This is a genomic window from Sphingobacterium corticis (assembly GCF_042684745.1).
Lineage (GTDB): Bacteria > Bacteroidota > Bacteroidia > Sphingobacteriales > Sphingobacteriaceae > Sphingobacterium > Sphingobacterium corticis.
Genome location: NZ_JBHUMA010000006.1, coordinates 732,890 through 759,273, shown reverse-complemented (window position 1 = coordinate 759,273; position 26,384 = coordinate 732,890). Strand labels below are relative to the sequence as shown.

At 41.2% G+C, this 26,384-nt stretch carries 18 protein-coding genes; 8 read left to right on the top strand and 10 right to left on the bottom strand.

The window, feature by feature from the left end; genetic code table 11:
• Positions 1 to 3: 3 nt before the first annotated feature.
• Complete coding sequence (locus ACFSQ3_RS09205; RefSeq protein ID WP_380869249.1) at positions 4 to 867, bottom strand: DUF808 domain-containing protein; 864 nt, start codon at positions 865 to 867, stop codon at positions 4 to 6.
• A 64-nt stretch (positions 868 to 931) separates the two neighbouring features.
• Between ACFSQ3_RS09205 and ACFSQ3_RS09200 the strand changes: the two genes are divergently transcribed.
• Positions 932 to 1,216 (top strand): SelT/SelW/SelH family protein, encoded by a 285-nt coding sequence (locus ACFSQ3_RS09200; protein WP_380869248.1) that lies wholly within the window; start codon positions 932 to 934, stop codon positions 1,214 to 1,216.
• Positions 1,217 to 1,219: 3 nt separating this feature from the next.
• Here ACFSQ3_RS09200 and ACFSQ3_RS09195 read toward each other — a convergent pair whose 3' ends face one another.
• Positions 1,220 to 2,563, bottom strand: coding sequence for a neutral/alkaline non-lysosomal ceramidase N-terminal domain-containing protein (locus ACFSQ3_RS09195; RefSeq protein WP_380869247.1), 1,344 nt, complete (start codon positions 2,561 to 2,563; stop codon positions 1,220 to 1,222).
• 62 nt (positions 2,564 to 2,625) lie between these two features.
• Between ACFSQ3_RS09195 and ACFSQ3_RS09190 the strand changes: the two genes are divergently transcribed.
• Positions 2,626 to 3,228: an HPP family protein gene (locus ACFSQ3_RS09190; RefSeq protein ID WP_380869246.1), complete on the top strand. Its 603-nt coding sequence runs from the start codon at positions 2,626 to 2,628 to the stop codon at positions 3,226 to 3,228.
• A gap of 32 nt (positions 3,229 to 3,260) precedes the next feature.
• Here ACFSQ3_RS09190 and ACFSQ3_RS09185 read toward each other — a convergent pair whose 3' ends face one another.
• Together ACFSQ3_RS09185 and ACFSQ3_RS09180 are read right to left on the bottom strand one after the other, a co-directional pair.
• Entirely contained in the window at positions 3,261 to 5,174 is a 1,914-nt protein-coding gene (locus ACFSQ3_RS09185) for an amidophosphoribosyltransferase (protein ID WP_380869245.1), read from the bottom strand.
• 87 nt (positions 5,175 to 5,261) lie between these two features.
• The gene (locus ACFSQ3_RS09180; protein ID WP_380869244.1) at positions 5,262 to 5,765 is read right to left on the bottom strand and encodes a lipocalin-like domain-containing protein; all 504 of its coding nucleotides are present in this window, start codon (positions 5,763 to 5,765) and stop codon (positions 5,262 to 5,264) included.
• Positions 5,766 to 6,000: 235 nt separating this feature from the next.
• Here ACFSQ3_RS09180 and ACFSQ3_RS09175 point away from each other — a divergent pair, with 235 nt between their 5' ends.
• Entirely contained in the window at positions 6,001 to 6,672 is a 672-nt protein-coding gene (locus ACFSQ3_RS09175) for a DUF4397 domain-containing protein (protein ID WP_380869243.1), read from the top strand.
• Between the two features lie 116 nt (positions 6,673 to 6,788).
• On the top strand, positions 6,789 to 10,349 hold the full coding sequence (gene smc, locus ACFSQ3_RS09170) for a chromosome segregation protein SMC (RefSeq protein ID WP_380869242.1): 3,561 nt from the start codon (positions 6,789 to 6,791) through the stop codon (positions 10,347 to 10,349).
• On the opposite strand, the gene ACFSQ3_RS09165 is transcribed toward smc, so the two are convergent.
• Complete coding sequence (locus ACFSQ3_RS09165) at positions 10,346 to 11,335, bottom strand: bile acid:sodium symporter family protein (protein ID WP_380869241.1); 990 nt, start codon at positions 11,333 to 11,335, stop codon at positions 10,346 to 10,348. The two genes, smc and ACFSQ3_RS09165, sit on opposite strands and share 4 nt — an antisense overlap.
• 105 nt (positions 11,336 to 11,440) lie before the next feature.
• On the opposite strand from ACFSQ3_RS09165, the gene ACFSQ3_RS09160 reads away from it, so the two are divergent.
• The gene (locus ACFSQ3_RS09160; RefSeq protein WP_380869240.1) at positions 11,441 to 12,649 is read left to right on the top strand and encodes a pyridoxal phosphate-dependent aminotransferase; all 1,209 of its coding nucleotides are present in this window, start codon (positions 11,441 to 11,443) and stop codon (positions 12,647 to 12,649) included.
• Between the two features lie 109 nt (positions 12,650 to 12,758).
• Here the strand turns inward: ACFSQ3_RS09160 and ACFSQ3_RS09155 are convergent, their stop codons facing one another.
• The 3 genes from ACFSQ3_RS09155 to ACFSQ3_RS09145 all read right to left on the bottom strand — a co-directional run bounded on the left by ACFSQ3_RS09155 (position 12,759) and on the right by ACFSQ3_RS09145 (position 18,860).
• Positions 12,759 to 17,324 (bottom strand): efflux RND transporter permease subunit, encoded by a 4,566-nt coding sequence (locus ACFSQ3_RS09155; RefSeq protein ID WP_380869239.1) that lies wholly within the window; start codon positions 17,322 to 17,324, stop codon positions 12,759 to 12,761.
• A 12-nt stretch (positions 17,325 to 17,336) separates the two neighbouring features.
• Positions 17,337 to 18,473 (bottom strand): efflux RND transporter periplasmic adaptor subunit, encoded by a 1,137-nt coding sequence (locus ACFSQ3_RS09150; RefSeq protein WP_380869238.1) that lies wholly within the window; start codon positions 18,471 to 18,473, stop codon positions 17,337 to 17,339.
• An 84-nt stretch (positions 18,474 to 18,557) separates the two neighbouring features.
• On the bottom strand, positions 18,558 to 18,860 hold the full coding sequence (locus ACFSQ3_RS09145; RefSeq protein WP_380869237.1) for a hypothetical protein: 303 nt from the start codon (positions 18,858 to 18,860) through the stop codon (positions 18,558 to 18,560).
• Positions 18,861 to 19,335: 475 nt separating this feature from the next.
• Here ACFSQ3_RS09145 and ppk1 point away from each other — a divergent pair, with 475 nt between their 5' ends.
• The gene (gene ppk1 / locus ACFSQ3_RS09140) at positions 19,336 to 21,408 is read left to right on the top strand and encodes a polyphosphate kinase 1 (RefSeq protein WP_380869236.1); all 2,073 of its coding nucleotides are present in this window, start codon (positions 19,336 to 19,338) and stop codon (positions 21,406 to 21,408) included.
• 34 nt (positions 21,409 to 21,442) lie between these two features.
• Positions 21,443 to 22,501: a PA0069 family radical SAM protein gene (locus ACFSQ3_RS09135; RefSeq protein WP_380869235.1), complete on the top strand. Its 1,059-nt coding sequence runs from the start codon at positions 21,443 to 21,445 to the stop codon at positions 22,499 to 22,501.
• 42 nt (positions 22,502 to 22,543) lie between these two features.
• Here ACFSQ3_RS09135 and ACFSQ3_RS09130 read toward each other — a convergent pair whose 3' ends face one another.
• Positions 22,544 to 22,768 carry a hypothetical protein gene (locus ACFSQ3_RS09130; RefSeq protein WP_380869234.1) on the bottom strand — a complete coding sequence of 75 codons (225 nt, stop codon included), beginning with the start codon at positions 22,766 to 22,768 and terminating at the stop codon, positions 22,544 to 22,546.
• A gap of 294 nt (positions 22,769 to 23,062) precedes the next feature.
• Between ACFSQ3_RS09130 and ACFSQ3_RS09125 the strand changes: the two genes are divergently transcribed.
• The gene (locus ACFSQ3_RS09125) at positions 23,063 to 24,079 is read left to right on the top strand and encodes a hypothetical protein (RefSeq protein WP_380869233.1); all 1,017 of its coding nucleotides are present in this window, start codon (positions 23,063 to 23,065) and stop codon (positions 24,077 to 24,079) included.
• Positions 24,080 to 24,218: 139 nt separating this feature from the next.
• Here ACFSQ3_RS09125 and ACFSQ3_RS09120 read toward each other — a convergent pair whose 3' ends face one another.
• On the bottom strand, positions 24,219 to 26,342 hold the full coding sequence (locus ACFSQ3_RS09120) for a cation:proton antiporter (protein ID WP_380869232.1): 2,124 nt from the start codon (positions 26,340 to 26,342) through the stop codon (positions 24,219 to 24,221).
• Between the last annotated feature and the right edge of the window lie 42 nt (positions 26,343 to 26,384).

Below are 26,384 nucleotides of genomic sequence, written 5' to 3'. Positions count from 1 at the left end.
TTTCTAACGAAAAGCTCCCACTAGTTTCTTTCCTAAATTAATCAGTAATAAGGCTACCAAACCGGCTGCCAATCCCAAAATGATTTGAGCAAGCATTTCCGGAAGGCTGTGTAGCAGATCATGTAAGAATGCAACGTTGTGTTGGAAAATTCCGCCAGAAACTAATATCAAAGCAATTGTACCAATAACGCCGAGCGATTTGATAACAATCGGTAAACCCTTAACTAAACCATGACCAAGTTTTGCACGAAATCCTTGATCGTTTGATTTTTTAATCAGATGATATCCAGCATCATCCATACGTACAATAAGTGCTACAATGCCATAGACGCCCACGGTGGCTAAAATGGCTACAACCGAAACGGTTAGAATCTGGATAGATAATTCGCGATCCAAGACCGTTTCCAAAGCGATAATAACGATCTCGACAGATAGAATAAAATCGGTCGTTATAGCCGATCGCACTTTAATCTTCTCATGATCCACATCGCTCTGCTTAGCTTCCGCCACAACCTCATGGCCTTTTTTATTACGATGGAATAGATACTCGATAATCTTCTCCACGCCCTCATAGGCCAAATAAAATCCGCCAAGCAACAACGCCACCTTTATCGCAATTGGAAAAAAAGCATTTAGCAAGAGTGCAAGCGGAACGATGATCAATTTATTGATAAAAGAACCTTTGGTGATGGCCCAAAGCACAGGAATTTCACGATTGGACAAAAATCCAGTTGCTTTTTCAGCGTTGACCGCCAAGTCATCTCCTAAAATGCCTGCCGTTTTACGCGTAGCAACCTTACTTGCTACAGCAACATCATCCATTAAAGCACCAATATCATCTAAAATTGCAAAAAAGCCCGAAGCCATAGTTATCTTATTTTAAGTACGCTAAATGTAGCTATTATAACCTAAAAAAAACGATATTGCTTGCATGAAACCAACGATTGAAATTGAATATTGTCCGAAGTGCGGTTGGATGTTGCGCGCCGCATACTTAGCACAAGAATTATTGACCACTTTCGTGGATGATTTACGGGGAGTAACGTTGGTGCCGAGTGAAGTAAGTGGCCGATTTCAGGTACGCGTAAATGATCTCTGCATCCACGATCGCAAACGTGATGGTGGATTTATAGAAGTCAAAGTCATGAAACAGTTAGTTCGCGATCAGGTAAATCCCGATAAATCGCTTGGCCACAGTGACAAAAAGATTGAATAGCATTTATTTCACGGCCAGCTTGTCGATGATATCTTTGGCAATTTCGGTAAAATAACCCCCTGCTTGATATCCGTTCCAGGACATGGTAGTGGTTTCGTATAGATCTCGGTCGTACAACCTATCTGGTGTAATATATCCGACATATCCACCGTTGAAGCTTGTCAACATCAATTGCAAACCTTGTTTGAGCGCATGCTGATCAAGTTCCGCCATGATCTCACCGGAAAAATCAGCTGGCATGCCCAGCATCAATACTTTTCCGATTTTTGTTACTTTGATAAAAGTCGGATAACGTCCAAAAAACGTATTAAAAACCCAAGGTCGCAATGCAAAATGCTTACTGATGCGCGCAGATTGTTCCGGCATAGGAATTTCAAAATAAGTTGAAATCAGCGAATCGCTGAGCGCAACGTCCTCATTTTCTCGTGCAGCGATTAAATCTGCAAACAAACCGCTAGCCATGCCTTCTGCCCAAGCTTCGTCGCTTTCGCCCTCGCTCTGCGCGCCCATGCTCCCTACCGCTCCGGACATGAATAGTGCGAAACGTCCGTTTTTGCGCTCTATCGAATCCACTAACATTCCAGGATAATCGCGGGAAAGCAACAACGTTTTGCGGTTCAATACCGTTGGATGCGCACCGTAAGTGACCAGCTCAGCTTCAGAGCTATCCGATCGCACAAAACGTAGGTTGCGCAGCCAAGGATCCACGAGTCCATCTTCTATCGGTAACCGATTACGGATGTGGTCTGTATCTTCCACCTCACTATAATATATTTTAGAATCTTCCAATTGATCCGTTGCCTGAAAAATCGCTTGACAGAATTGCTCTGCTAAGCGGATTTCGACTTTTTCGTCATACGCTCCGGCAAATAATCGACCGGCAAGTTTTAAACCCCAACCACCTTGACCATGATGTGTGTGTGTGGCATTAAGATGAACATCTTGAAGCGAAATATGCCTTTCTGAAAGAAGCTTTTCTAGTCGGTTCGTGATATTGGGTGGGATAATGAGCATATCCGCAGATAGCAAATAGGTTGTTTTATCGGGCTGACGGATAGCAACAACGCGCACGTACGACGAATCGCGAATTCCTTCATAATGTTTCCCCCAACGATTGCCATAGCCAGCCATCGGCACAGATTCCGCTGGCGTTATATTCACTTTGCTCCAACCTACTTGATAGGCGCCCGTATGCGTTTCGAAATTTACACTTTTAATCCATGCCTTCCACGCTGCATAATGCGACGTTTTTTCCATCGGTGTGCGATCGATTTTTCCGACAAGCGCAATCAATAGCAAAGCAATGCAAGCAGTTGTGATCAATAAAACCTTCCAAATCTTTTTCATGGAAAACGCGCAATTTTGAGTTTACATTCTTTAATTTCGAACAGTACAAAACTACCATTTAAATGAGTAAAAACATCTCGCGCCGTCTGCGTAAATATCGGTACGTATTTTACAGAGAAACATTGATCAATTCTCACGAACAATTTTGGTCATTTGTAGGCGCGTTTGTTGGTATTGGAGTTATTGCTTACGTACAATCTTTGCAAATTCCGCAATTCGAAAATTTGTTTCTAATTGGATCATTTGGTGCTTCGAGCGTGCTTATTTACGGTGCGATACAAAGCCCATTAGCGCAACCCAGAAATTTAATTGGCGGTCATGTGGTTTCCGCTATCGTAGGTGTTACCGTCGGCAAAATATGTCCGGAAGTCATCTGGTTGACGGCGCCTTTGGCTGTCGCTCTATCCATCGTTGCTATGCAATTTACGCGCACATTGCATCCTCCCGGCGGAGCGACTGCACTTATCGCGGTAGCTAGTGGAACAAAGATCAGCGGAATGGGCTATATGTATGTGCTAAGTCCAGTTTTATCGGGCTCGATCATATTGTTTTTGGTGGCCTTGCTATTTAATAACATCACATCAAAACGCCATTATCCGGTGAAGCATTCTCGACTTCGTCGTTCGCGCCGGAACGCCATAAAAAAACGCTTCCAACCTAATTAGCTGAAAGCGTTTACTATATATTTTATTCGTTTTTAGTTAGAACTGAAATAAGCACGAACATTTTTACCTTCCATCCAATTCATAAAGGCTCTGTTTACTACCTTATTTCCGCCTGGAGTTGGATAATTTCCAGAGAAATACCAGTCGCCCAAATGATCCGGACACGCTTTGTGTAGGTTGTCCAAAGTTTGGAAAATCACTTCCACTTCTGCATTCAAATGATGTGGCTTGATAATGCGAGCGATTTCATCAGAAACTTCCTGATCCGTAAACGGTTCGTAGATCGCTTTCACATAATTATCTACTTCATCTTTCGGCTTAGACAGAGAAGCCAAACATTTTTGGTAAACATCCTCGATAATATGCGCTAATCCGCGTTGTTTCAATAAAGAAATAGCTGCTTCAAACGCTACGAATTCACCCATCCGCGACATATCGATTCCGTAACAATCTGGAAAACGAATTTGCGGAGCAGAAGAAACAATAACGATTTTCTTCGGATTCAATCGATCCAAAATCGTCAAAATACTTTGTTTCAAGGTAGTTCCGCGTACGATGGAATCATCGATAGCAACGATCGTATCTTCGTGATCACGTACAATTCCGTAAGTAGTATCATAAACGTGTTGCACCATATCCTGACGATCAGCATCCTGCGTGATGAATGTACGAAGTTTCGCATCCTTTACGTTCAATTTCTCGAAACGAGGTTGAATGCTCAACATATCGTCCAATTCCTCATCAGAAATTTTGTCTGCACGCTTCAATAAAACTTCCTTCTGATGTCTGCGTACATATTCATGCACACCTTCCATCATTCCGTAATAAGATACTTCTGCCGTGTTCGGAATAAAACTGAAAACAGTGTTTTTTATATCGTGCTTTACAGCATTCAAAACCTGTGGACAAAGCAACTTTCCTAACGCTTTACGTTCTTTATAGATATCGGCATCGGATCCGCGCGAGAAATAAATCCGTTCGAATGAACACGATTTCTGTTCTACTGGTTCGCGGAACATTTCTTGTGTTACAGTACCATCTTTTTTCGCGATAAGTGCGTGGCCTGGTTTGATTTCTTTAACGGCACCTAAAGGAATATTTAAGGCAGTTTGGATCACCGGACGTTCAGATGCAACCACTAAAATCTCTTCATCCTGATAATAGAATGCGGGACGAATTCCGGCAGGATCACGCATAACGAACGCATCGCCGTGCCCGAAAATTCCGGCAATCGTATAACCACCGTCCCACGTTTTTGCAGAGCGCGTCAAGATTTTGGAAACATCAAGGTTCTTACCAATTTGCGAACTAATCTCAATATTCGAATAACCTTCTTTTTTAAATTGATCAAATAATTCCTGGTTTTCTTCGTCCAAGAAATGACCAATTTTCTCCAATACCGTCACCGTATCCGCTTGTTCTTTCGGATGCTGACCTAGATCGTATAATTGCTGAAGTAACTCATCAACATTGGTCATGTTGAAGTTACCTGCAACCACCAGATTACGCGTCATCCAATTGTTTTGACGAAGAAATGGATGGCAGCTTTCGATGCTGTTCTTTCCGTGCGTACCGTAGCGTAAGTGACCTAAAAGTACTTCACCGGTAAAGCTGACATTGTCTTTCAGCCATTGAGGATCACGGGATTGTTCGGGATACGCCTTATTTACAGCGGCAAATTTCTTTTGTACATATTCAAAAATATCTGCTACTGCTGTAGAACCCATTGCTCTGTAACGAGAAATGTAGCGGTTACCAGGTTTCACATCAAACTTAATTGTTGCAATACCAGCACCGTCTTGTCCCCGATTATGTTGTTTCTCCATCAAAAGATAGAGCTTGTTTATTCCATAATACGGCGTACCATACTTTTCCTGATAATAAGAGAGGGGTTTTAATAAGCGGATCATTGCAATTCCGCACTCGTGTTTTATTGCGTCACTCATAGTTCCTATTGAAGTCGCAAAGGTACAGAATAATTGAAGATATTCCTGCAAAGAAAAATGTTTCTCTGTGAGGAATAATTTTTGGTTTTACCCAATTTTGACTTTGCTGTTTCTAAGTTTCACAGCACGCTCCTTTCTTTGCGTCAGTTCGAACTTTTCAACCCGTTGCCAAGTCATATAGCTATTTACCATTTTCCCATGTGAAAAGATAGGTCGTGTTGATTTTAAATATAAAATGTCTGCTTCGAAAGTAACATCGCGTTCCACCGTTTTACCAACTAAACTTGGCGTAACCGATGTAATAACATCATGCACTACGGTAGCCTGCACATTGTCGGTATAGTATGTTCCGCTGAATACTAAAAAATTGCGGTAGTTGATATCGGCGTATTTTGCGCTATCTTCCAATAGCGTTTCCTGTTTTTCGTCCGATCCGTTGATTTGGACAGACATATATCCGTCTGCCGAATAAATCAGCAAACCATTTGGGGTATTTCCCAAAGGAAAAAATGAATCCGCTCCGTCCGTTGATATCTCAATATAAGATAGCAGCTTCCACGATCCAGTCAGTTCATTCTTTATCGATGTCATAGTGAATAGCTTTATGTATGGTTGATCACTAATGTAACGGAACATTCCGTCAAATAGTCTTTGTATAATTTAAATTTACTTTTTATGACACATCTATGATTCCCATATGATGCAGGTTAGGCAATGTTTAGGCCAAAAAATAAATTTTGGCTGCTTGTAGCGTCGCGAATTTATAACGCGTTCATTTATACAGTACAAAACATGAATTAATACTACAAAAAAAATTGAAGACCGCATGAAGATTTCAGTAACAATTATATGGGGATGTTTAGCAATGTTGCTTGTTGGAGGCTGTATAAAGGATGATGCCGTACAGCAACCATTTTCTCGATTGACCGTGATCAACGGATATGGTGCGGAACCAAGATTGACGTACGCACTTGATGGCAATACATTTCACAGCGGCGATTACACCACCGCCAGAAGTTTCGAGATTCACATCGGTAACCGCCGTTTCCGTGTGCAAGATCCAAACCAAACGACGCTGGTCGATACCACGGTCCGTATCGATCCTTGGAACTATTATACCACATTTAGTTATGGAACTGAACAAAGTCCAAAATTGCTTCTGACTAAGGATTCTTTGTTGCCAGATATCGAAAGACAAGTGGCTGTTCGATTTATCAATCTGGCAAATAATGTTGCTGCAATCGACATCTACGAAGGAGAGACGTTAGTTGAACTGTTGACGAATCGTACGCAGGAATCAGCTAGCACAGTAGCGAACAGTCAGGTTTTCTTGCCTATTGGTGCTGCCGGAAATCGCGTTTTTTCGGCAAAAGATAGTGCTGGAAATGTAATTGCTACTTCACGAGAAATTCCTTTTACGCCTGGCCGTCATGTTACGCTCATTCTTTGGGGAACAGGCGGTAGCCAAGCAGACCCAGTAAAACTTGTGTCCTATTAAAAATACCGCATAGCAAACATATAGGAACAATTCCTGAAAATATGTACTTTCGCTACCCCGTTATCTGCCCAACCTATTTTGATCGGTTGGGCAGATAACGTTTAGAAAGGTTGCGCATGGAATTGACTAAATTAGTCATCAAAGGATTTAAAAGCTTTGGTGACAAGATTACGATAAACTTTAATGAAGGAGTAACTGCCATCGTGGGTCCCAACGGTTGCGGAAAATCGAATGTAGTAGATGCGATACGCTGGGTGCTTGGAGAACAGAGCACAAAAAATCTCCGCTCGGAAAAGATGGAAAATATCATCTTCAACGGCAGTAAAGATCGCAAACCTGCGAATCTTGCAGAAGTTTCCCTCACTTTTCACAACAACAAAAACATCTTACCCACGGAGTTTACGACGGTAACCATTACGCGTAAATTATATCGCAATGGCGATAGCGAATACCGTTTGAACGACGTAAAATGTCGACTTAAAGATATTACCGACTTATTTTTAGATACCGGCGTCGGTACAGATACGTATTCGATTATTGAGCTTAAAATGATCGATGAAATCATTGCCAATAAGGATAATTCTCGGCGTACACTTTTTGAGGAAGCTTCCGGAATATCGAAATATAAAGTGCGCAAAAAACAAACGTTATCTCGTTTGAAAGACACGGAATCTGATTTGGAACGGGTTGATGATTTGCTCTTTGAAATTCATAAAAATTTAAAGACGGTCGAAAATCAAGCGAAGAAGGCGAAGCGTTTCGAAACGTTGAAGGAGGAATATAAACAAGCCAGCACGGAACTGGCGTATCACCGCTTAATCCACTTCAGCGATGAATTAGACGCTTTGGAAGCAAAGTCGGAAGATGAATCCAACAAACTTCAAGATTTTACAACCAATATTGACGCTGAAGAAAAAATTCTTCAAAATCAACGAAATGCGGTCCTGTTACTCGAGCAAAATGTTTTTAAGCAGCAAAAGGTAACCAATGAATACCGACATAAGATTCAAAAACAGGAATCGAAAAAGCAACTCAAGGAAGAACAAATCCGTCATTTAACCGACAAGGAAACGCGATTGAAGAACGATCTAGCGCAAGATAAATTGCAACGCGAACATATATCGCATCAGCTCAAGCGTCATTATGAATCGGCTTTGGAGGAACAAGCTCAAGTTGACCGCATGGAATCCACATTGCAACGCACACAATTGGAGGTTGATGCGTTACGCGGACAACAACAAACGGCTAAACATAAACTGGACAGCCTCGCCCAGCTTAAAGTGGAGCAAGAGCAACAAGTCAATGAGTTAGAGAAAGCGCTTGCCATATTACGAATTAAGCAGGAAAATTTTGTGCGCGAACACGAAAGAAATGAGCTTGACGCTAGTATTAAACGTACCGAAAAGGAACGTTTGGAGCAACAATTGGAAGAATCTGAAAACAAATTGGAGTTATTAAACCAAGAACTGGAGCAACTTCAACTTTGGGAAAAAGATTTGAATACGCGAATCCAATCGAGCCAGCAACTTGTTCAGGATTTAGAAAGTAAAATTAATCAGGAAAGCCGTTTGCTGGACGCAAAGCAAAACGAATATAACCTGACTAAATCGCTGGTCGATAATTTGGAAGGATTTCCGGAATCCATCCGTTTCCTGCGTAAAAATGCATGTTGGAAAAAACCGTTCCCGCTCCTATCCGATGTGTTGTTTTGTCAGGAAGATTACCGTGTTGCCATTGAAAGTTTCCTCGAACCAATCATGAACTACTATGTGGTTGACACGCAAACGGAAGCCGTAGAAGCCATTCGTCTACTGTCGGATGCGTCGCGTGGAAAAGCAAGTTTTTTTGTGTTGGATGCCATTCCATCCTTGGAAAACGCAGCACAAAATCAATCTGTGGAAAATGATTTGCTGATTTCGGCCATGTCGGTTATCCGTGTGGAGGAGAAATACAAGCGCCTTTGCGAGCAATTGTTGCAACAGGTTTTCCTGCTACGATCCACTGCCGAGGAACATTTGGATGCTCCGTTACCACAAAACGGAGAAATTATTCTGCACCCCGAAGGGAAATTCGCTAAAAATAAATGGGGATTGCAAGGCGGATCGGTCGGATTATTTGAAGGAAAGCGCATCGGTCGGGCAAAGAATTTAGAGAATCTGGCGAAAGAAATCAAAGCGCTCAACAAAACAATCGCTGCGCGCGAAGAAGCTTTACAAAGTGAACGCACACGGATCGTCGATTTCAAAAGCGATTCTCAACAAAATGCCATTCAAGAAATTCAGTTGCAAGCGAATCGTTGGCAAAATGAATCCAATACAACGAAGGCGAAATTAGAGCAATACGAATCGTCAATTCAAGAATCTCAGGAACGCAACATCCAAATTGAATCGGAATTACGTCAAATCAAAGATACCATTGCGCGTCAAGAACCTTTGTTGACCGATCTTTCTGCGAATGTGGGGAAACAACAGCAAGAATATCTTACTCAGCAAGAGCATTTTTCGGAGTTGAATGATGAGTTGAATGATCAACAAGCGGCTTACAATCAGGAAAACATAAAGTTTCATCAACAGAAAAATAAACTCAGCAATATTCAAAAAGACATCGAATATTTTGAGCAACAAGGTGAACAGTTAGATACGCGCATCGCTAAAAATACCAAAGAGCATGCTGCTGCGAAAGATGAGATCAAAGAAGCGCTGAACTTGGAGGAAGGCGAACCGGCGGAAGATCTAAAGGAATTGCTTGAGCAAAAAGAAGCGTTAGAAATCGGTTTGGAATCGATGGAAACGGAGTTTCATCAAAGCCGCACGCAGATCGTCGAAAGAGAATCCGCCATCGCGCAGTTGCGTAAAAAGAAAGAATTGACGGAAGTAATCATCACGGAATACAAAGATAAGAAAACACGTTTGCAGATTGATTTACATACATTGAAAGAACGTCTTTCCGTGGAATTTTCCGTTGATATTCAGGATTTGTTGAGTGATGAAGCAATAGCGCCAACTCGGGAATTACCGGAGCTAGAAATGGTTACAGCGAAATTGAAGAAACAAATCGAAGATTTCGGGGTAATCAATTCAATGGCGAAGGAAGCTTATGAGGAAATGAGCGAACGTCACGCATTCATTGTCAAAGAAAAGAACGATTTGCTGGAAGCAAAAAATTCCTTGCTATCAACGATTCACGAAATCGACCAAACGGCGAAGGATAAATTTATGCTGGCATTCAACGCCGTTCGCGAAAACTTTGTTACCGTATTCCGTTCTTTATTTAATGAAGAGGACTCCTGCGATTTGGTACTTTCTAATCCGCAACATCCTTTGGAATCGGATATCGATATTATTGCCCAGCCGAAAGGAAAACGTCCGCTCTCCATTAATCAATTGAGTGGTGGCGAGAAAACCTTGACATCTACTGCCCTGCTATTTTCGCTGTATCTTTTGAAACCTGCACCGTTCTGTATTTTTGATGAGGTGGATGCACCTTTGGATGACACCAACATCGATAAATTCAACAATATCATTCGAGAATTTTCGAAAGAATCACAGTTTATTGTCGTATCACATAACAAGCGTACTATTGCGAATACCGACATTATCTATGGTGTGACCATGGTGGAGCAAGGTGTTTCCCGTGTAGTGGCGGTGGATTTACGAGATGTTGCGCAAGCAAGCTAATCTTTAGTAAGTTGTTCCGCTAGTTCTGCTTCTTTATGGTAGCGTTGCGCAATGATCGTTACAACCAAAATCTGAAACGCATGAAAAATCATCAGCGGCAAGAAGTACAATCCGGCGGATGTGGTATTGACGAAAAGGAATTTTCCAAAAACGCTACCGTGCGTGAGGGATTTTTTCGAGCCACAAAACAGCGCGGTGATTCGATCTGCACGGTTGAATCGTAGAAAACGTTTATTGATGAAGTCAACGACCAACCAAACAACAAAAAATAGCACGATTGTAACCACGAACACACCAACGAGATAACTCGCGTCTATACTGTTAAATATTCCACTAACAAAAGATTCAGCAAAACTACTATATACAATTAATAGAATGATGGCTTTATCAAAGTTGGAAAGTGCTTTATTGTACTTAGCTGCCCACGCTCCTAAAAACCGTTGAAGAAAAAGGCCCGCAATGACTGGAAGTATAATTTCGTAAATCAACCCCAAATACACATCCCCCAATACATCCACTTCGCCAAAGTCTAAGAAAAATTGCATCCATAGTGGCGTAACGATTACGCCGATCAACCCGGATATGCTGGCGTTGAAAATTGCCGCCGGAATGTTTCCTTTTGCAATAGAAACCATTACTACCGAGGATGAAACGGTGGAAGGCAACGCTGCTAAGAAAAAGAAAGACAGCCAAAACTGCTCTTGCAGCGCGTTTTGAATCAAAGGTCGAAACGCAATTACCAATAATGGAAAAAGCACAAACGTATAACTTTGTACGGCAATATGCAATCGCCAATTCTGTAAACCATCTTTAATTTTCTGGAAGCTCAATTTCAATCCATAGAAAAAGAAGATGAGTGCCACGCCAATTGAGGTTGCCATTTCAATCAGATTTCCATCTTGAATAAGAACTAAATCAGGCAAAAGATACGCGATAATGATAGCGCAAAATAAAAAGAGAATAAATGGATCGAACTTTAATCGCATAGTTTAGCTTGTTGTTTGTGTATGCAAGAGATGGCAAATATAAAATGATAATTTTGTAAGTAAGTCAGCGATATAGTGCAAACTATGTAATATATTTGTGTTACCATGAGTACAACTTCATTTCTATCGGACAGGATAAACAATTTATCTGAGTCAGCAACTTTGAAAATGACCAAATTAGGTCGTGAATTAGCTTCTAAAGGAATTAACGTAATCAGTTTAAGTGTAGGCGAGCCGGACTTCAATACGCCGGAGCATGTCAAGCAGGCTGCAAAGCAAGCGTTGGACGAGAACTTCACACGCTATTCTCCGGTACCCGGATATCCTGATTTGCGTCAAGCAATTGTTGATAAGCTGAAGAAGGAGAATAATTTGGATTACGACATCTCGCAGATCGTGGTTTCTACGGGAGCAAAGCAATCCCTTTCTAACGTCATATTGACCTTAATTAATCCGGGAGATGAGGTCGTAATTCCTACGCCATATTGGGTTTCGTATTCCGAGATGGTAACTTTGGCGGAAGGAAAATCAGTTTTCATCAACACAGAAATTGAATCTGATTTTAAAATCACTCCAAAGCAATTGGAAGCCGCTATTACACCGAAAACGAAATTATTTATGTTTTCGTCGCCATGTAATCCTACTGGATCTGTATATAGCGAAGCGGAATTAGCAGCTTTAGCGAAAGTGTTTGAAAAGCATCCAAATATTTTCATCATTTCCGATGAAATTTATGAGCATATCAACTTCGGAACTGCGCACGCATCGATTGCACAATTTGATAGCATCAAAGATCGCGTGATTATTGTAAATGGTTTCTCGAAGGCATTCGCAATGACTGGATGGCGTTTAGGATATATTGCAGCGAGCAAAGAGATTGCGGCAGCGAATGATAAATTGCAAGGACAAACTACTTCGGGAACATGTTCAATTGCTCAGCGTGCCGGCATCGTTGCTTATGAGCAAGGTTTGGACAGCGTGAATGAGATGAAAGAAGCTTTCGCACGCCGTCGTCAATTGGTGTACGATTTGCTGCAAGATATTCCGGGCGTAAAAACCAATCTCCCTGAAGGTGCTTTCTATTTCTTCCCAGAAATCAGCTCATTTTTCGGAAAGAAAGATGCCGATGGCAACGTGATTAAAGATTCGGCTGACTTAGCGCTTTATTTGTTGAATGTCGGTCACGTAGCAACGGTTGGTGGAGATTCTTTTGGAAACAATAACTACATCCGCTTATCGTACGCAGCTTCTGATGACAGCTTGCGCGAAGCATTGCGTCGCATTAAAGAAGCATTAGGTAAGTTAGTCGATTAATAGCTATTCCTATTATCAAAAGCTTTAAAATAGTAACGGCGGATTCAAAATGAATCCGCCGTTTTCGATAGCATCCGTTTGACCCAAAAGGTAGTATCAGGTTACTAGATTATCGCCATCCGCCTCCCAGTGCTTTATAAAGCAATATCTGATTAATAGCTCTTTCTTTCATTACTGAAACCGCATTGATTTGCGCATCCACGGCTTCTTTTTGTGCGGTAAAAATATCCAAGTAAGTAACGCGACCTGCAAAGAACAATTCGTTTGCCGCGTCGATGGATGCATTTAAAGCATCCACATTCTCTGTAACATGTAATGCTCTAGTTTCAATGGCTTCCTGCGTTTGAATGATATTAGAAACTTCGTTGAATGCATTCAATACGCGTTTTTCATATTCTAGAAAAGCAACGCCATAATTCGCTTTCATCATCGCATACTGCGCTTGCAAATTACGTTGATTTAGAATCGGTGCAGTAATGCTTCCTAAAATACCATAGGTAACAGAGCGATCTAAATTGAATAGTTGATCTAGATGAAAACTTTGTAATCCTAAATAAGGACTAACGGCAACAGAAGGCAAAAAGCTTAAACGTGCGGCTTCCTGTTCGTTCGCTCCAGAAAGCATGCTGAAATATGCCGAGCGGATGTCTGGACGATTATTCACCAACTCATCCGGTGTACCTACCTGTAATGTATCAAACAGCGGCCAAGTAGTTTTCTCTTGAATAGTACGAGCGATTGGTTGATAAAAACGTCCCATCAACGAATTAATGTGATGTTCCCACATGATGATTTCCTGACGAACTAATTCGCGATTTGCCTTTGTGTTGGAAAGCAATGCTTTGAATTGTTGCACGCCTAATTCATTGGCCTTTCCGGCATCCTTTTGGATTTGAATAAGTTCCAATACATCCTCATGCAATTTTATGTTCTCGTCGTACACCTGCACCTTACGATCTAGCGCCATTAATTCGTAATACGTTTCTGCAATGCTGGATACCAATTCGGTTTCTATTAAACGACGAGCTTCGTTCTCTGCTAAAATAGTTTGAAACGCAGCTTCTCGACGATTTCTTAGTTTTCCCCATAAATCCAATTCCCATGACGAACGCAATCCGACAAAATAATCTGGAATCGCGGGATCAGGAATCTTTTCCTTATCGGTGAGATTTTCAGAAAAGTTGGAATCGTAATTACCGATCCCTTCTTCCGTATAATGACCATATTTCGTCAAACCCGCTTCTGCAGCCGCTTCTAATTGTGGTAGCAAAGCAGCCTTACGCTGTTTGAAATACGCTTGTGCAGATTCCAATCGGCGTAATGCTTGCTGTAAATCGCGATTGTTTACTAATGCGGTATCAATTAAGGATACCAATAACTCGTCCTTAAATACTGAACGCCAAGGTAAACGCGCTACGTTTTCTGCCGAATCAATATTCGCTTCATTAAACGAAGCCGGTGTTGCCATTTCTTCCGGCTTTGTCGTTTTCTTCGGAACAGTACATGACGCGATAAAAAAGCCAAAGAAAAGGAACAAACCAACCACCTTACCGGCATCAGCGATTTTCTTCTTCTTTTTTGGATCTCTCGAAAATATGACGACCAATCCAGGAATAATAATCACACCAAGCAAAGTACCCACAACCATACCGCCGACGGACGCGGTACCAATGCTTCGGTTACCCAAGGCTCCTGCTCCGCTTGCCAACATCAACGGAATTAAACCAGCCACAAATGCGAAGGATGTCATTAAAATTGGACGTAAACGAGCCACAGCACCTTCAATGGTTGCATCTAAAATAGACGCTCCAGATTGTCGCTTCAATACCGCATACTCCACAATCAAGATGGCATTCTTGCCGAGCAAACCGATCAACATGACCAATGCAACTTGCGCATAAATATTGTTTTCCAATCCCATCACATTCAGAAGCAGGAATGCACCAAATAATCCGGCCGGCAAACAAAGAATGACGGGTAAAGGAAGCAAGAAGCTTTCATATTGGGCTGATAGTAATAGATATACGAAGATCAAACAAAGCAAGAATACATACGCGGCTTGATTTCCGGAAATTTTCTCTTCACGCGTCATACCCGACCATTCAATCGAATAGCCTTGCGGTAATTCCGCTGCTAATGCTTCAATTACTTCAATAGCTTGCCCAGAGCTAAATCCTGGAGCAGCTTGTCCGGTTACCATAGCAGAGTTAAACATATTATAACGGGTAATCTGTTCAGGTCCGTACACGCGCTTCATACGAATGAATGAAGAGTAAGGCACCATATCGCCATCCTTTGTTTTTACGTGCATACGCAAGACGTCTTCTGGTCGTGAACGCGAAAATGCATCTGCCTGAACCATCACTTTGTACATCTGTCCGTAACGGATGAAATTGGTTGCATAAAAACTTCCCATCAAAGTTTGCAAGGTCGTCATGGAGTTTTCGACTGAAATTCCTTTTTTAGCAGCCAAATCATAATCTATTTCCAACATGTATTGCGGAAAGTTTACATCGTAAGTCGAACTTGCGGCCTCTACGGCAGGATGATTATTCATGTCAGAAATGAATTTACCCAATACATCTGCCGTACCTTGCAAATCATCGTTTCCACTACGATCTAGCAAACGCAATTCAAAACCAGCCGCATTACCAAATCCCGGCACGGTCGGTGGAGGAAAGAATTCGATTAACCCATCGGTAATATGATCTGTTTTTGCGTAAAGCTCCTTCATGACATCGTCCACGGTTTTGGATCGATCCGACCAATCGGTCAGGTTGATCATGCCCATTCCGTAGGATGCACCAGATACTTCGGTAATAATACTATATCCAGCGAGCGTCGAAACCGTTTCAACTTCCTGCATATCGCGGGCAATTGCATCAATCTCATCCAACACCTTTTCCGTTCTATCTACTGTAGCGCCCGGAGGTGTTGTGACGGCGGCATAGATCATACCTTGGTCTTCCGTAGGAATAAATCCACCCGGCAAAATAGCTCCGGTTCCGTAAGCTGCAATGAAGAATACAACCAGCATGCCCAACGTCACGATACGACGTCCGCTGATTTTAATTAGCAGATTTTTATAGCGGCCTGCAACACGATCGTAAACGCGGTTGAATGCTTTGAAGAATTTGGCTAACCAACCTTTTTGTTCTTTCTCATCATGAGGCGAACGCAAAATAATCGCACATAATGCTGGCGTCAACGTTAATGCGTTTACTCCAGAAATCACGATTGCAGAAGCTAGTGTCAAGGAGAATTGTCGATAAAAGATTCCAACTGGACCATCTAAAAATGCAACGGGGACAAATACCGCCGACATCACAAGCGTGATCGCAATAATTGCTTTACCTACATCATTCATGGCAGCAATCGTTGCTTCCATCGGTTGCAGATGCTCCTCCTCCATCTTTGCGTATACCGCTTCCACGACGACAATAGCATCATCCACCACAATACCGATAGCCAAAACTAATGCAAAAAGCGTAAGCAAGTTGATGGAGAATCCCATCATATTGATGAAAAAGATGGCTCCAACTAAACAAACTGGAACAGCGAATACGGGAATAATCGTAGCTCGGAAATTCTGCAAAAAGATGAAGATGACGATAAAAACCAAGATAAACGCCTCGACTAATGTTTTTAAAACGCTGCTAATGGATGCGTCTAAGAAACGGGATACATCATATCCCATGGTGTACGTCATCCCGGACGGGAATGATGTTTCCTTCAATTCCGCCATTTTATCTTTTACGCGCTTGATTACTTCTTGCGCATTGGATCCCGGCAACTGCTTCATCATGATAGAGGCGGATGGGCGTCCATCCGTTTTAGACGACATTTCGTATTCAAAGGATCCGAACTCTACCTGCGCTACATCGCGTACGCGAATAATTGTTCCGTCTGCATTCGCGCGGATTGGAATATTTTCATATTCGTCGGGCTCAGAGAATTTTCCAGGATAACGCAATACATATTGCTGCATATTGGTCATCTTATCAGAACTGATACCCGTTTGTCCTGGCGCGGCTTCAATATTTTGTCGGCGCAACGACTCAATAACTTCTTCTGTAGAAATCGAATAGGAAGCCAAACGAGCGGGATCTACCCAAATACGCATCGCGTAATCGCGCATCCCCATAATCTCGGCGAAACCGACTCCCTCAATACGTTTCAATTCTTTCAGAATATTGATATCCGTGAAGTTGTAGATAAATCGCTCATCTGCCGTTTCGTCTTCTGTGAAAATATTGAGGTACATCAACATACTGTTTACCTCCTTTTCGGTGGTTACCCCCGCCTTGATTACCTCCTCCGGCAACTCATCCAACACGGTGGTCACACGGTTCTGCACGTTTACAGCGGCGATGTCGGGATCCATTCCTACTTTAAAGAAAACTTGGATAACCGTCGATCCATTATTGGTCGATACCGAACTCATATAGGTCATTCCCGCAACGCCATTGATAGCACGTTCTATTGGTATCGCTACGGCATTCGTACTTACTTCTGCATTTGCTCCGGTATAATTTGCTTTTACCACAACAGATGGCGGAACAATGTCGGGGAATTGAGTAATCGGGATAGTTAAGATGGACAAAATGCCCAGCAAACTAATAAATATTGATATGACCAGTGATAGCACTGGTCGTCTTATGAAACTTTCAAACATCCTAAAATCTTACTAGTCTTTTACTTTAAATACTGCGTCTTTCGGATTGATAGTCATGCCATCACGCAAACTTTGTACTCCTTCGTAAACCACTTTGTCACCCCTATCTAGACCGCTATTGACGACATAAAAGTGTCCTACGCGTTGACCAGCGTTAAATGGTGTCATTTTAATGGTATTATCGTCCTGCAGTACGTAAGCATAAACTTTGTCTTGAATCTCTAATACACATTTCTGGTGGATGAACAGCAGGTTTCCGGTTGCTAATGGGACAGCAATCTTTCCGGATGCGCCGTGACTTAGCAACAAACGCTGATTAGGGAAACGTGCGCGGAGCGAAATGGAACCTGTTTGTGACTCGAATTCGCTCTCTACAATTTCCGCGATACCTTTACTTGGGTAGCGGTCGCCATTTGCCAATAAAAGCTGTACTTCTTTACGGTAATTGTTTCTGTTGAAGTTAGAATCTCTGGCCAAGTTTAAATATTCAGACTCTGAAATATCAAAATATACGTTCACTTGACTTAGATCGGAAATCGTTGTCAACAAACTTCCTTCATTTAGTAATGAACCTTCCTTCAACAGTACCCGGTTAATCCGACCGTCGAATGGAGCACGGATTTCTACAAACGATAATTGCGTTTGTGCCTGTTGAACCATAGCAGAAGCCTCTTCTATCTTAGCGTTGGCAGCGCGTAACTGCACTTCTAACAGTTCATATTCTGTTTCGCTGACGATATTCTTTTCCACTAATTTCTTCGTCCGCTCCATTTCCAACTCAATCTTCTTGGCGTCGGCCTGCGCGCTGCTGCGTAGTGCTTTTGCTTTCGCCAACTCGGCTTTATATTCTTCCGAATTCAAACGAAATAGCACTTGCCCTTTTCGAACTTGTGCTCCCTCGTCCACATGGATAGATTCTAAAAAACCAGTTAAACGGGAGCGTAACTCTACATTTCTAAATGCCTGTATATCTGCAATGTATTGCTTATAAACTGTTGTATCCATCTCCACCAAGTCCACAACAGGAATGGAGCGTCCAGCTTTCTTGGTTTCGGTATTACTATTTTCATTATCGTTGCTTGATGCGGTACATGCGCCTAAAGCGAGTGCAGCAATACTTATCGCACAAGCAAAAATGCTATTTCTCATAAAATATTTATTGTAAAAACTAAAAAGTACATAGATCGTCCAATTGTTTGCTGGACAATAATAAAAGAAGAATCTGGAAAGAACTTAGAAAGGGCGAAGGCGATATAAAAATGTGTAATATCCGGGTTCGGAACACATCTTAGAATCGTAGTTTGGATGATCGAACTTTAGGAATCGTTCAATATTGATAAAAAGATCTCTGGCTAGGAAAAGGAAAATAGGAAGAATGAAGCTTAACGACATCGTGATGTCACGGTAGTCTTCATAAATAATATCTGGATCCTCTGGATCGGCAATTGGGTTGCCATCGATGTCCATAAAATCCTCCAAAATATACTCCATCAGCGTATCGGTCACTATCTCATCCTGACCAAAAAGCATTTCCATATGCCGGCTTTTGTCGAAGGTGAGCATATTTAGAAAGCTCAGAAACGTTATGATGTGTATAATTCGTGCGATCATATCGAATTCCAAATATAGTGTTTATTGTACACTATTAGTGAATAAGTCCGTTGCTAATCCGATTAATCGGTCTAAACTTCACACAAATTTTACATTTGATAGAACATTTTACAATGCTTTGCGGTATATTGATAAGAGTTTTTGATGAAGATAAATTCTTCTATTCTATTATAAGCCTTAAAGTCATGAAAAATAGAAAATTCCTGTTTTTGAGGATGGCCAACCATGGTTTCCACCATCCATTCGTTAAGAAAATAAGTCCTTCGATATCAGGAAAGCCAGAACCGCTATCACTTCAAATAGCACTCAAACTGGTATCCGATGTCAAAAAATGGAATTAACACATACTTAACACTATCACAATATGCAAAAACTAATTTTGAGGAATAGACGTTAATACATGCCGAAAAAATATAATCCGAGAGATATTAGTTGGTTGAGCTTCAATGGGCGCGTTTTGCAGGAAGCAGCTGACGAGAGCGTACCATTACCTATGCGTATCAAGTTTCTTGGGATTTTCTCCAACAATTTGGACGAATTTTTCCGAGTACGCGTGGCTGGGTTAAAAAGAGCAACAGAAATTAAAGATAAGGGTGCAAACGCATCATTTTTTGAAGACCCATCCATCATATTGGAGGACGTACACAGTATCGTGATCAAACAACAAAAAAAGTTTGATCAGATTTGGAAGAATGTACAGAAAGAAATGGCGAAGCAATTGGTCTTTATTCGCTCTGCGGATGAATTGACCGAGGATCAAATTGCATTTGTGAAAGATTACTACAAAGAAAATGTAGAAAGCAATGTGATTCCGCTTCTGTTGGACGATATCCGCCCGATGCCCTATCTACGCGACAAAAGTTTGTACCTAGGGATCGCAATGAGAAAATCGCAGTGGCAGTATGAAACTAAATTTGCTATTATCGAATTGCCTACACGTATCGTAGGGCGTTTTCTGATCGTTCCTTCAGGAAAGAAGCACGAGAAACATGTTGTATTGTTAGAGGATGTAATCAAGGTTAACCTTCCACATATATTCTCCTACTTTGGTTTTGACGAGTTTTATGCACACGCATTTAAAATTACCAAAGATGCAGATTTCGATATTGACAACGATGTGAATACCACTTTAGTAGAGAAAATTACGAAAGGGGTCAAAAACCGTAGAAAGGGAAAGCCTACTCGGTTTGTATTCGACAAAAATATGGATACCAACTTAGTGGAATTCCTTATTAAAAAACTGAATTTAAGTAAAAAAGATAGTATTATTCCTGGACAGAAGATTCATAATTTTAAACATTTTATGGATTTTCCAAACGTTTTCAAAGCCTATAAAAAGCCGGCAGAGCGTACGGCGTTTGATCATCCTGCCTTTGACGAAGGAAAGCGAATAACCGATGTTATCACTAAACAAGATGTTCTCCTATCCTTCCCATACCACACCTTCGATCCAATTATTGATCTATTACGAGAAGCCGCTATGGATCCCGACGTTGTATCGATGCAGATAACCATCTATCGTATGGCCACCAATTCCAAAATTGCTAATGCATTGATAAATGCTTCTAGAAATGGTAAAAAAGTAACCGTAATGATGGAACTTCGAGCACGATTTGATGAGGAACATAATTTGGAATGGAAAGAACGTTTTGAGATGGAGGGCATCCAAGTCCTTTTGGGCGTTCCCAACAAAAAAGTGCATGCAAAGTTATGTATTATCAAGAAACGTGCAGAAGCTAAAACCATTCAATACGGATTTGTTAGTACCGGAAATATCAACGAGAAAACTGCGGCGTTGTATGGAGATTACTGTCTGATGACAAGCGATCGCCACGTCATGGCTGATATCAACCGGATTTTCGCCGCATTGCAAAAGCCTAAAGCAGATACCGGTGCGTGGTTAGCTAAATGCAAACATTTATTAGTCTGCCCCACCACCATGCGAGAAAAATTAGTTGCACACATAGATCGCGAGATTGCGGAGGTGCAAGCTGGACGTCGCGGACATATGATTATAAAAGTCAATTCACTTTCCGACAAGGATCTGATTAAAAAGTTGTACGATGCAGCCGAAATCGGTGTAGAGATCGATATGATCGTGCGTGGAATTTACTGCGCGATGAATCAAAAAAAGTTTAAACAAGCTATACGTGGAATTAGCATAGTTGACGAATATTTGGAACACGCACGCGTCATGTATTTCCATAATGGAGGAAACGAAGATATCTATATTTCTTCGGCAGATTGGATGACAAGAAATTTGGATCATCGTATCGAAGCCGCTGTTCGAATAAACGATAGCAAGATTCGATCGCAATTAAAAGACATGCTGACTATTCAGCTCCAAGACAATGTAAAGGCGCGCCACTTAGATAATTCTTTGGAAAATAACTATGTAGAGAACGAATCACCGGCATGTCGTTCGCAGATAGAAATTCACAAATATCTTCAAAGCGAATTGTTAAAAAACTAATATTTTTAGTATTTTTGATTTGTAATTTTGCATTATGAATCAAATTATCAAAGGTCGCGGCGCGCAATGTAATCCGCACAATCGATTTTCTTCCAATGAGTATGCGACATACCATTCTGAAGGAATTGATTGCTGGGAACAGGATACGTTGAAAACAACCACAACGACGGTTCATCCAAAAACGCTGGTAAATACAGTGGCAAGTCCAGATGTAGGCATGTTGTATTCGGCGAATCCATATCAAGGTTGTGAACATGGATGCGTTTATTGTTATGCAAGAAATTCGCATGAATATTGGGGATATAATGCTGGATCAGATTTCGAAAGCAAAATTCTTGTTAAAGAAAATGCACCACAATTATTTGAAGCGCATATCTTAAAACGATCTTGGGACGCTTCAACGATTTCATTATCGGGAAATACGGATTGTTATCAACCACTTGAAAGAAAATACCAGCTCACGCGTAGAATTTTAGAGATAGCAGAATGCTATGGACAACCGATAAGTATTATCACGAAGAACAGCTTAGTACGTAGGGATATAGATATTCTTCAATCATTGGCAAAACGAAATTTGTGTGTTGTGTATTTATCCATCAATTCACTATCCGAAGAAACTCGTTTAAAACTGGAGCCTAGAACGGCCACCGCAAGAGAGAGATTGCGCACGTTAGCAACCTTGACAGAAGCTGGAATTCCAACCGGAATAATGTGTGCACCAATAATTCCGGGATTGACGGATCACGAGATTTCCGATGTTCTATCCGCTGCAGCGGATCATGGCGCCAAAAATGCTGGTTACACCATAGTTCGGCTAAATGGACAAATCGCGGATATATTTACGGATTGGGTTCGGAAAGCTTATCCTGATCGTGCAGATAAAATCTTACACAGTATTGCTTCGTGTCACGACGGACGATTGAACAATAGTAATTTCGGAGAAAGAATGGCAGGTTCTGGACACGTTGCGCAAATCATTAAGCAACAATTCCTATTGTACACGACAAAATATGGGCTGAACAAAGAGCCGGTTGTTCTTTCCAAAGCACATTTTAAAAGTAAGAACTCCATGAATCAATTACGTTTATTTTAATTGATCCATGGAGTTATGTAAATCGTGTATGAAAATGCAAACCTAAAAATTCGGTTGCGCTGGCCTTTTGGTATTTAATGTATCTGCTGTGGGCATAGTATCGCGATGAGCAGTATCTGTAGTCGATCCAGGCTCCTCCATGGGTGACATCTCGCGATCTACTGGCTGTCTCGGCTCTTCCGCTTCTTCGCGGGGATGATTATTACAAGCCGAAAGCGCTAAAACGCCTGCAACTAAAAAGCCTAAAAGTACATTTTTCTTTCTCATAGTTGTATCTGTTGTTTTATTCAAAACAGCAACCAAGAAATGTTGTTTAATCGATACAGGTTTTCAAGTATAAATACGTAAATCCGAAACTAAAGCGCAACCTTAATAGTATTTTTATTTTAAATGTTATCGTTAAAAGATATCCTTCTCTATCTCCCGAAAGTATTTATGATTGATCACAAACCACGCTATAGGCTATTTCTCATTTTTTTGTTAGCGGCTATTTATACCTTTCAATGCCATGCTCAAGACAGTTTAGCATTTAAACTTCATGGGGGATTAAGATTTAACTATGTGTATTCCACATGGGATCAAGATCAGAAAAATCAGGGTGGTACGATTGCTTATGACGTTTTTAGAATAAATCCTACAGCATCTTATGGAAATTTCACACTAGATGCAGAGTACCGTCAATATTCGAGTTCTTTCGGCGGAGGCTTCTTAAAACATGGATGGATTGGATACGAATTTAAAGATGGTGAACAGCTTCATGTAGGTTTGGTTTCTGTTCCGTTTGGTTTACAACCGGTTACGGGAAATAGTTGGTTCTATAACATTGGCTATTACCTCGGATTGGAAGATAACTATGATATGGGCGTACGCTATAGCCGCCAAAAGGAACGTTGGGATTATGATTTCGCATTTATAAAAAATGCGGAGACACTGGATTTAGGTGGCGATACGGAATTGTCACAAAGTAGATTTGCGTACGATATCGTGGGGCGTAATAAAAAAGTAAATCAGGTGAATGCCAATGTCGTTTATAAAACTACCGGAGCGATACAACAACAAATTGGACTTTCCGGTCAGTTGGGCGGGCTTTACAATATCGACACAAAGAAAATGGGCAACCATTACGCGGCATCGTTAGCATACCAAGTAGACTACAGCACATGGAATTTAAAAGCTAGTTTCATTCACGCTATACATAATCCAATGAATGCCGCGGGAACTTCAAACCAAGTTATGGAACTTGGTGCTTATGGTTCTGCTTATGAAACGGCGACAAACTTCCATGTTTATACGGTTGGCCTGGCTAAGAATTTCTCCGTGAATTGGAAGCCGATGCAAGCTCTGGTAGTGTATCACGATTTCGGATATATGCAGAAACACGTCAAATCTTTTGAAAATTCATATATGCAAGTGACGGGCGTACGTACTAATATTGGACCTATCATAACGTATATCGATTATGCAACCGGCTTAAACCATTCTTGGTTCGGCGGCAACTTTGTGAATGATTTTAGTTTGGGTGATCCAAATGCTAAACGACAAAGTCGTTTTAATATTAATCTGGGTTATTACTTCTGAAGTTAAATTTTAAGGATTTAATGATATATCCTCTGGAACGTTACTCGAGGCCACGGATATAAAAAGATATTTCATTTTATATTTTACGATTACTACCGTACGCTGGTAAACAAATCAGATATGTCGCGCGTAAACATCCTTATTTAAAAACCTTAGAAATCATTTTACCGATAGCGGCGAAATCGTCAGCATTATTTACCGAACGAGATTCCACAACAGCGCTTCGCTCTTTGGCAAATGGGTAAATTAATATGTAATTGTTATCTACGGTTTGCTTGTTTAAATAATCAGGAACGGAGTGCATTTGTGATGAATAACTGAAAAGGTTTCTATCGGCCATGATGATGATTAACCCTTCATCCCGATCCAGATTGTCGGCACGCTCTTGCGCTTCATCCCAATTCATGATGGCTGAAAAATCAGCTTCGATGTTCGACTTACTTACTATGCGTTTCAATAGCGAAATCATACGTTCGGTGGCATGAAAGTGCATCGTAGCGCCTGAATTCTTTGCAATATTCCAAATTCTTAGCAAAGCGTAAAAGAAACCAGGTTCTCGATCGGCATGAGGTGGAATTAACACGCGATAATTCTTGACCGTGGATAAAGGCTGAATTGCGTGATATAGAATCAGATTTATGTGTTCGTTCTTTAGGTATCCATTGTACAAGTTGTAAATAAAAGATGGCGTAAATCCCCGTTCTTTCTGTAAACCGAGAATTAAGTCGGTGACTTCATTCTCTTTGATCACATTATTAATTCCAGAAACTACTGAACTATCATAACGCTTAATTGGTGTAATGGTTGTATCTGCACCGGCACCCATTTTTACGGCGTTGTCTAGAATTCTTTCAGCATTTTTTAATGAAGATTCATTCGTTTCCTCATTGATGATGTTCATCACGTAAATACCTTCGGTATTCGTTTTTGCCTTGATAAGTAGACCAAGATTGACCATCTTTTGCGTCATCTCCTCGTTATTGATCGGCATGAGTATTTTTTCCCCGTGCCCATCACTCTCGGAAACGGTATTTTCGTTCTCCGCTTCGGCCAAACGTTGCGCGCTCGACATGGAGATAAAGGATGAAATCGTACATGATATCAGAATCAGCAAGATGCTTCCGTTAAGCACGTGCTCGTTGAGCAATCGAATGGGTTCACCGGCTATCGTTTCTCCGATAATAATATTGTATCCGACCAAAACGGCTGCCAATGTTGCAGCCGCGGAAGCCGAACTTAAGCCGAATATAAGCTTGCCTTCATCGGAGGTAAACTTAAAAGTTTTTTGTGTAAGTCGAGCTGCAGCCCACTTCCCAACTATCGAAGCAACCAACATCACAGCTGCAACACCCAGTGTTTCCCAACTACTGACGAAAGCTCGAACGTCGATTAACATGCCCACACTGATCAGAAAAAATGGTATGAACAAAGCATTGCCTACAAATTCCACGCGGTTCATAAGCGCAGATGTATGTGGAATGAGGCGATTTAATGCTAAACCCGCAAAGAATGCGCCGATAATAGCCTCTATACCTGCTAGTTCAGCTAATAGTGCGCCTAGATATATGATCACGACAACAAAAATATATTGCGAAATTTTATCCTGAATGGTTTTGAAGAACCAACGCGCAATGATCGGAAATACAAATAGTACAACTCCCGAAAACAAGAACATGGAAACGGTTAACTTCAACCAAAACGCCGTACCAACCTCACCTTGCGTCATTCCGACGACAACTGCCAATACTAATAAGGAAAGCACGTCAGTAATCATCGTGCCGCCAACCGTTATATTGACTGATATTTTCTTTGAGACACCTAAACTACTCACCATCGGATAAGCAATCAATGTGTGAGACGAAAATAAACTAGCAAAAACTAACGTTGTTAATAATGAAAAATTAAGTACATAATATCCGCCAATCATCCCTAAAATAAAAGGAATGGCGAAGGTGTATATGGAGAATGTTAGGCTTTTCCATTTATTCTTTTTGAAATCGCCCATATCGATTTCCAGTCCTGCCAAAAACATGATATAAAGCAAACCTGTCGTTCCGATCACGACGACACTACTATCTCGTTCCAACACGTTAAATCCATTCGGGCCGACCAATGCACCAGCAATGATCAAACCTAGCAAATGCGGCACTTTTATCTTATTCAATAAAATTGGAATGAACAAAATAATAACCAATTCAATCAGGAATTTGATAATAGGATCTTCAACCGGAAAGGTTAAAGCATGAATTGCTAAAAAAGTCATATACTGTTTTCTATTCTTTGGGTTAAATGTTTAGCATGATAC

What these genes read in the sequence shown, in the direction of transcription:
- ACFSQ3_RS09130 (WP_380869234.1), bottom strand. Translation starts at nt 22,768, where the DNA reads ATGAGAAAGAAAAATGTACTTTTAGGCTTTTTAGTTGCAGGCGTTTTA.
- ACFSQ3_RS09120 (WP_380869232.1), bottom strand. Translation starts at nt 26,342, where the DNA reads ATGACTTTTTTAGCAATTCATGCTTTAACCTTTCCGGTTGAAGATCCT.
- ACFSQ3_RS09180 (WP_380869244.1), bottom strand. Translation starts at nt 5,765, where the DNA reads ATGACATCGATAAAGAATGAACTGACTGGATCGTGGAAGCTGCTATCT.
- ACFSQ3_RS09190 (WP_380869246.1), top strand. Translation starts at nt 2,626, where the DNA reads ATGAGTAAAAACATCTCGCGCCGTCTGCGTAAATATCGGTACGTATTT.
- ACFSQ3_RS09175 (WP_380869243.1), top strand. Translation starts at nt 6,001, where the DNA reads ATGAAGATTTCAGTAACAATTATATGGGGATGTTTAGCAATGTTGCTT.
- ACFSQ3_RS09195 (WP_380869247.1), bottom strand. Translation starts at nt 2,563, where the DNA reads ATGAAAAAGATTTGGAAGGTTTTATTGATCACAACTGCTTGCATTGCT.
- ACFSQ3_RS09200 (WP_380869248.1), top strand. Translation starts at nt 932, where the DNA reads ATGAAACCAACGATTGAAATTGAATATTGTCCGAAGTGCGGTTGGATG.
- ACFSQ3_RS09165 (WP_380869241.1), bottom strand. Translation starts at nt 11,335, where the DNA reads ATGCGATTAAAGTTCGATCCATTTATTCTCTTTTTATTTTGCGCTATC.
- ACFSQ3_RS09135 (WP_380869235.1), top strand. Translation starts at nt 21,443, where the DNA reads ATGAATCAAATTATCAAAGGTCGCGGCGCGCAATGTAATCCGCACAAT.
- ACFSQ3_RS09160 (WP_380869240.1), top strand. Translation starts at nt 11,441, where the DNA reads ATGAGTACAACTTCATTTCTATCGGACAGGATAAACAATTTATCTGAG.
- smc (WP_380869242.1), top strand. Translation starts at nt 6,789, where the DNA reads ATGGAATTGACTAAATTAGTCATCAAAGGATTTAAAAGCTTTGGTGAC.
- ACFSQ3_RS09155 (WP_380869239.1), bottom strand. Translation starts at nt 17,324, where the DNA reads ATGTTTGAAAGTTTCATAAGACGACCAGTGCTATCACTGGTCATATCA.
- ACFSQ3_RS09205 (WP_380869249.1), bottom strand. Translation starts at nt 867, where the DNA reads ATGGCTTCGGGCTTTTTTGCAATTTTAGATGATATTGGTGCTTTAATG.
- ppk1 (WP_380869236.1), top strand. Translation starts at nt 19,336, where the DNA reads ATGCCGAAAAAATATAATCCGAGAGATATTAGTTGGTTGAGCTTCAAT.
- ACFSQ3_RS09185 (WP_380869245.1), bottom strand. Translation starts at nt 5,174, where the DNA reads ATGAGTGACGCAATAAAACACGAGTGCGGAATTGCAATGATCCGCTTA.
- ACFSQ3_RS09150 (WP_380869238.1), bottom strand. Translation starts at nt 18,473, where the DNA reads ATGAGAAATAGCATTTTTGCTTGTGCGATAAGTATTGCTGCACTCGCT.
- ACFSQ3_RS09145 (WP_380869237.1), bottom strand. Translation starts at nt 18,860, where the DNA reads ATGGAAATGCTTTTTGGTCAGGATGAGATAGTGACCGATACGCTGATG.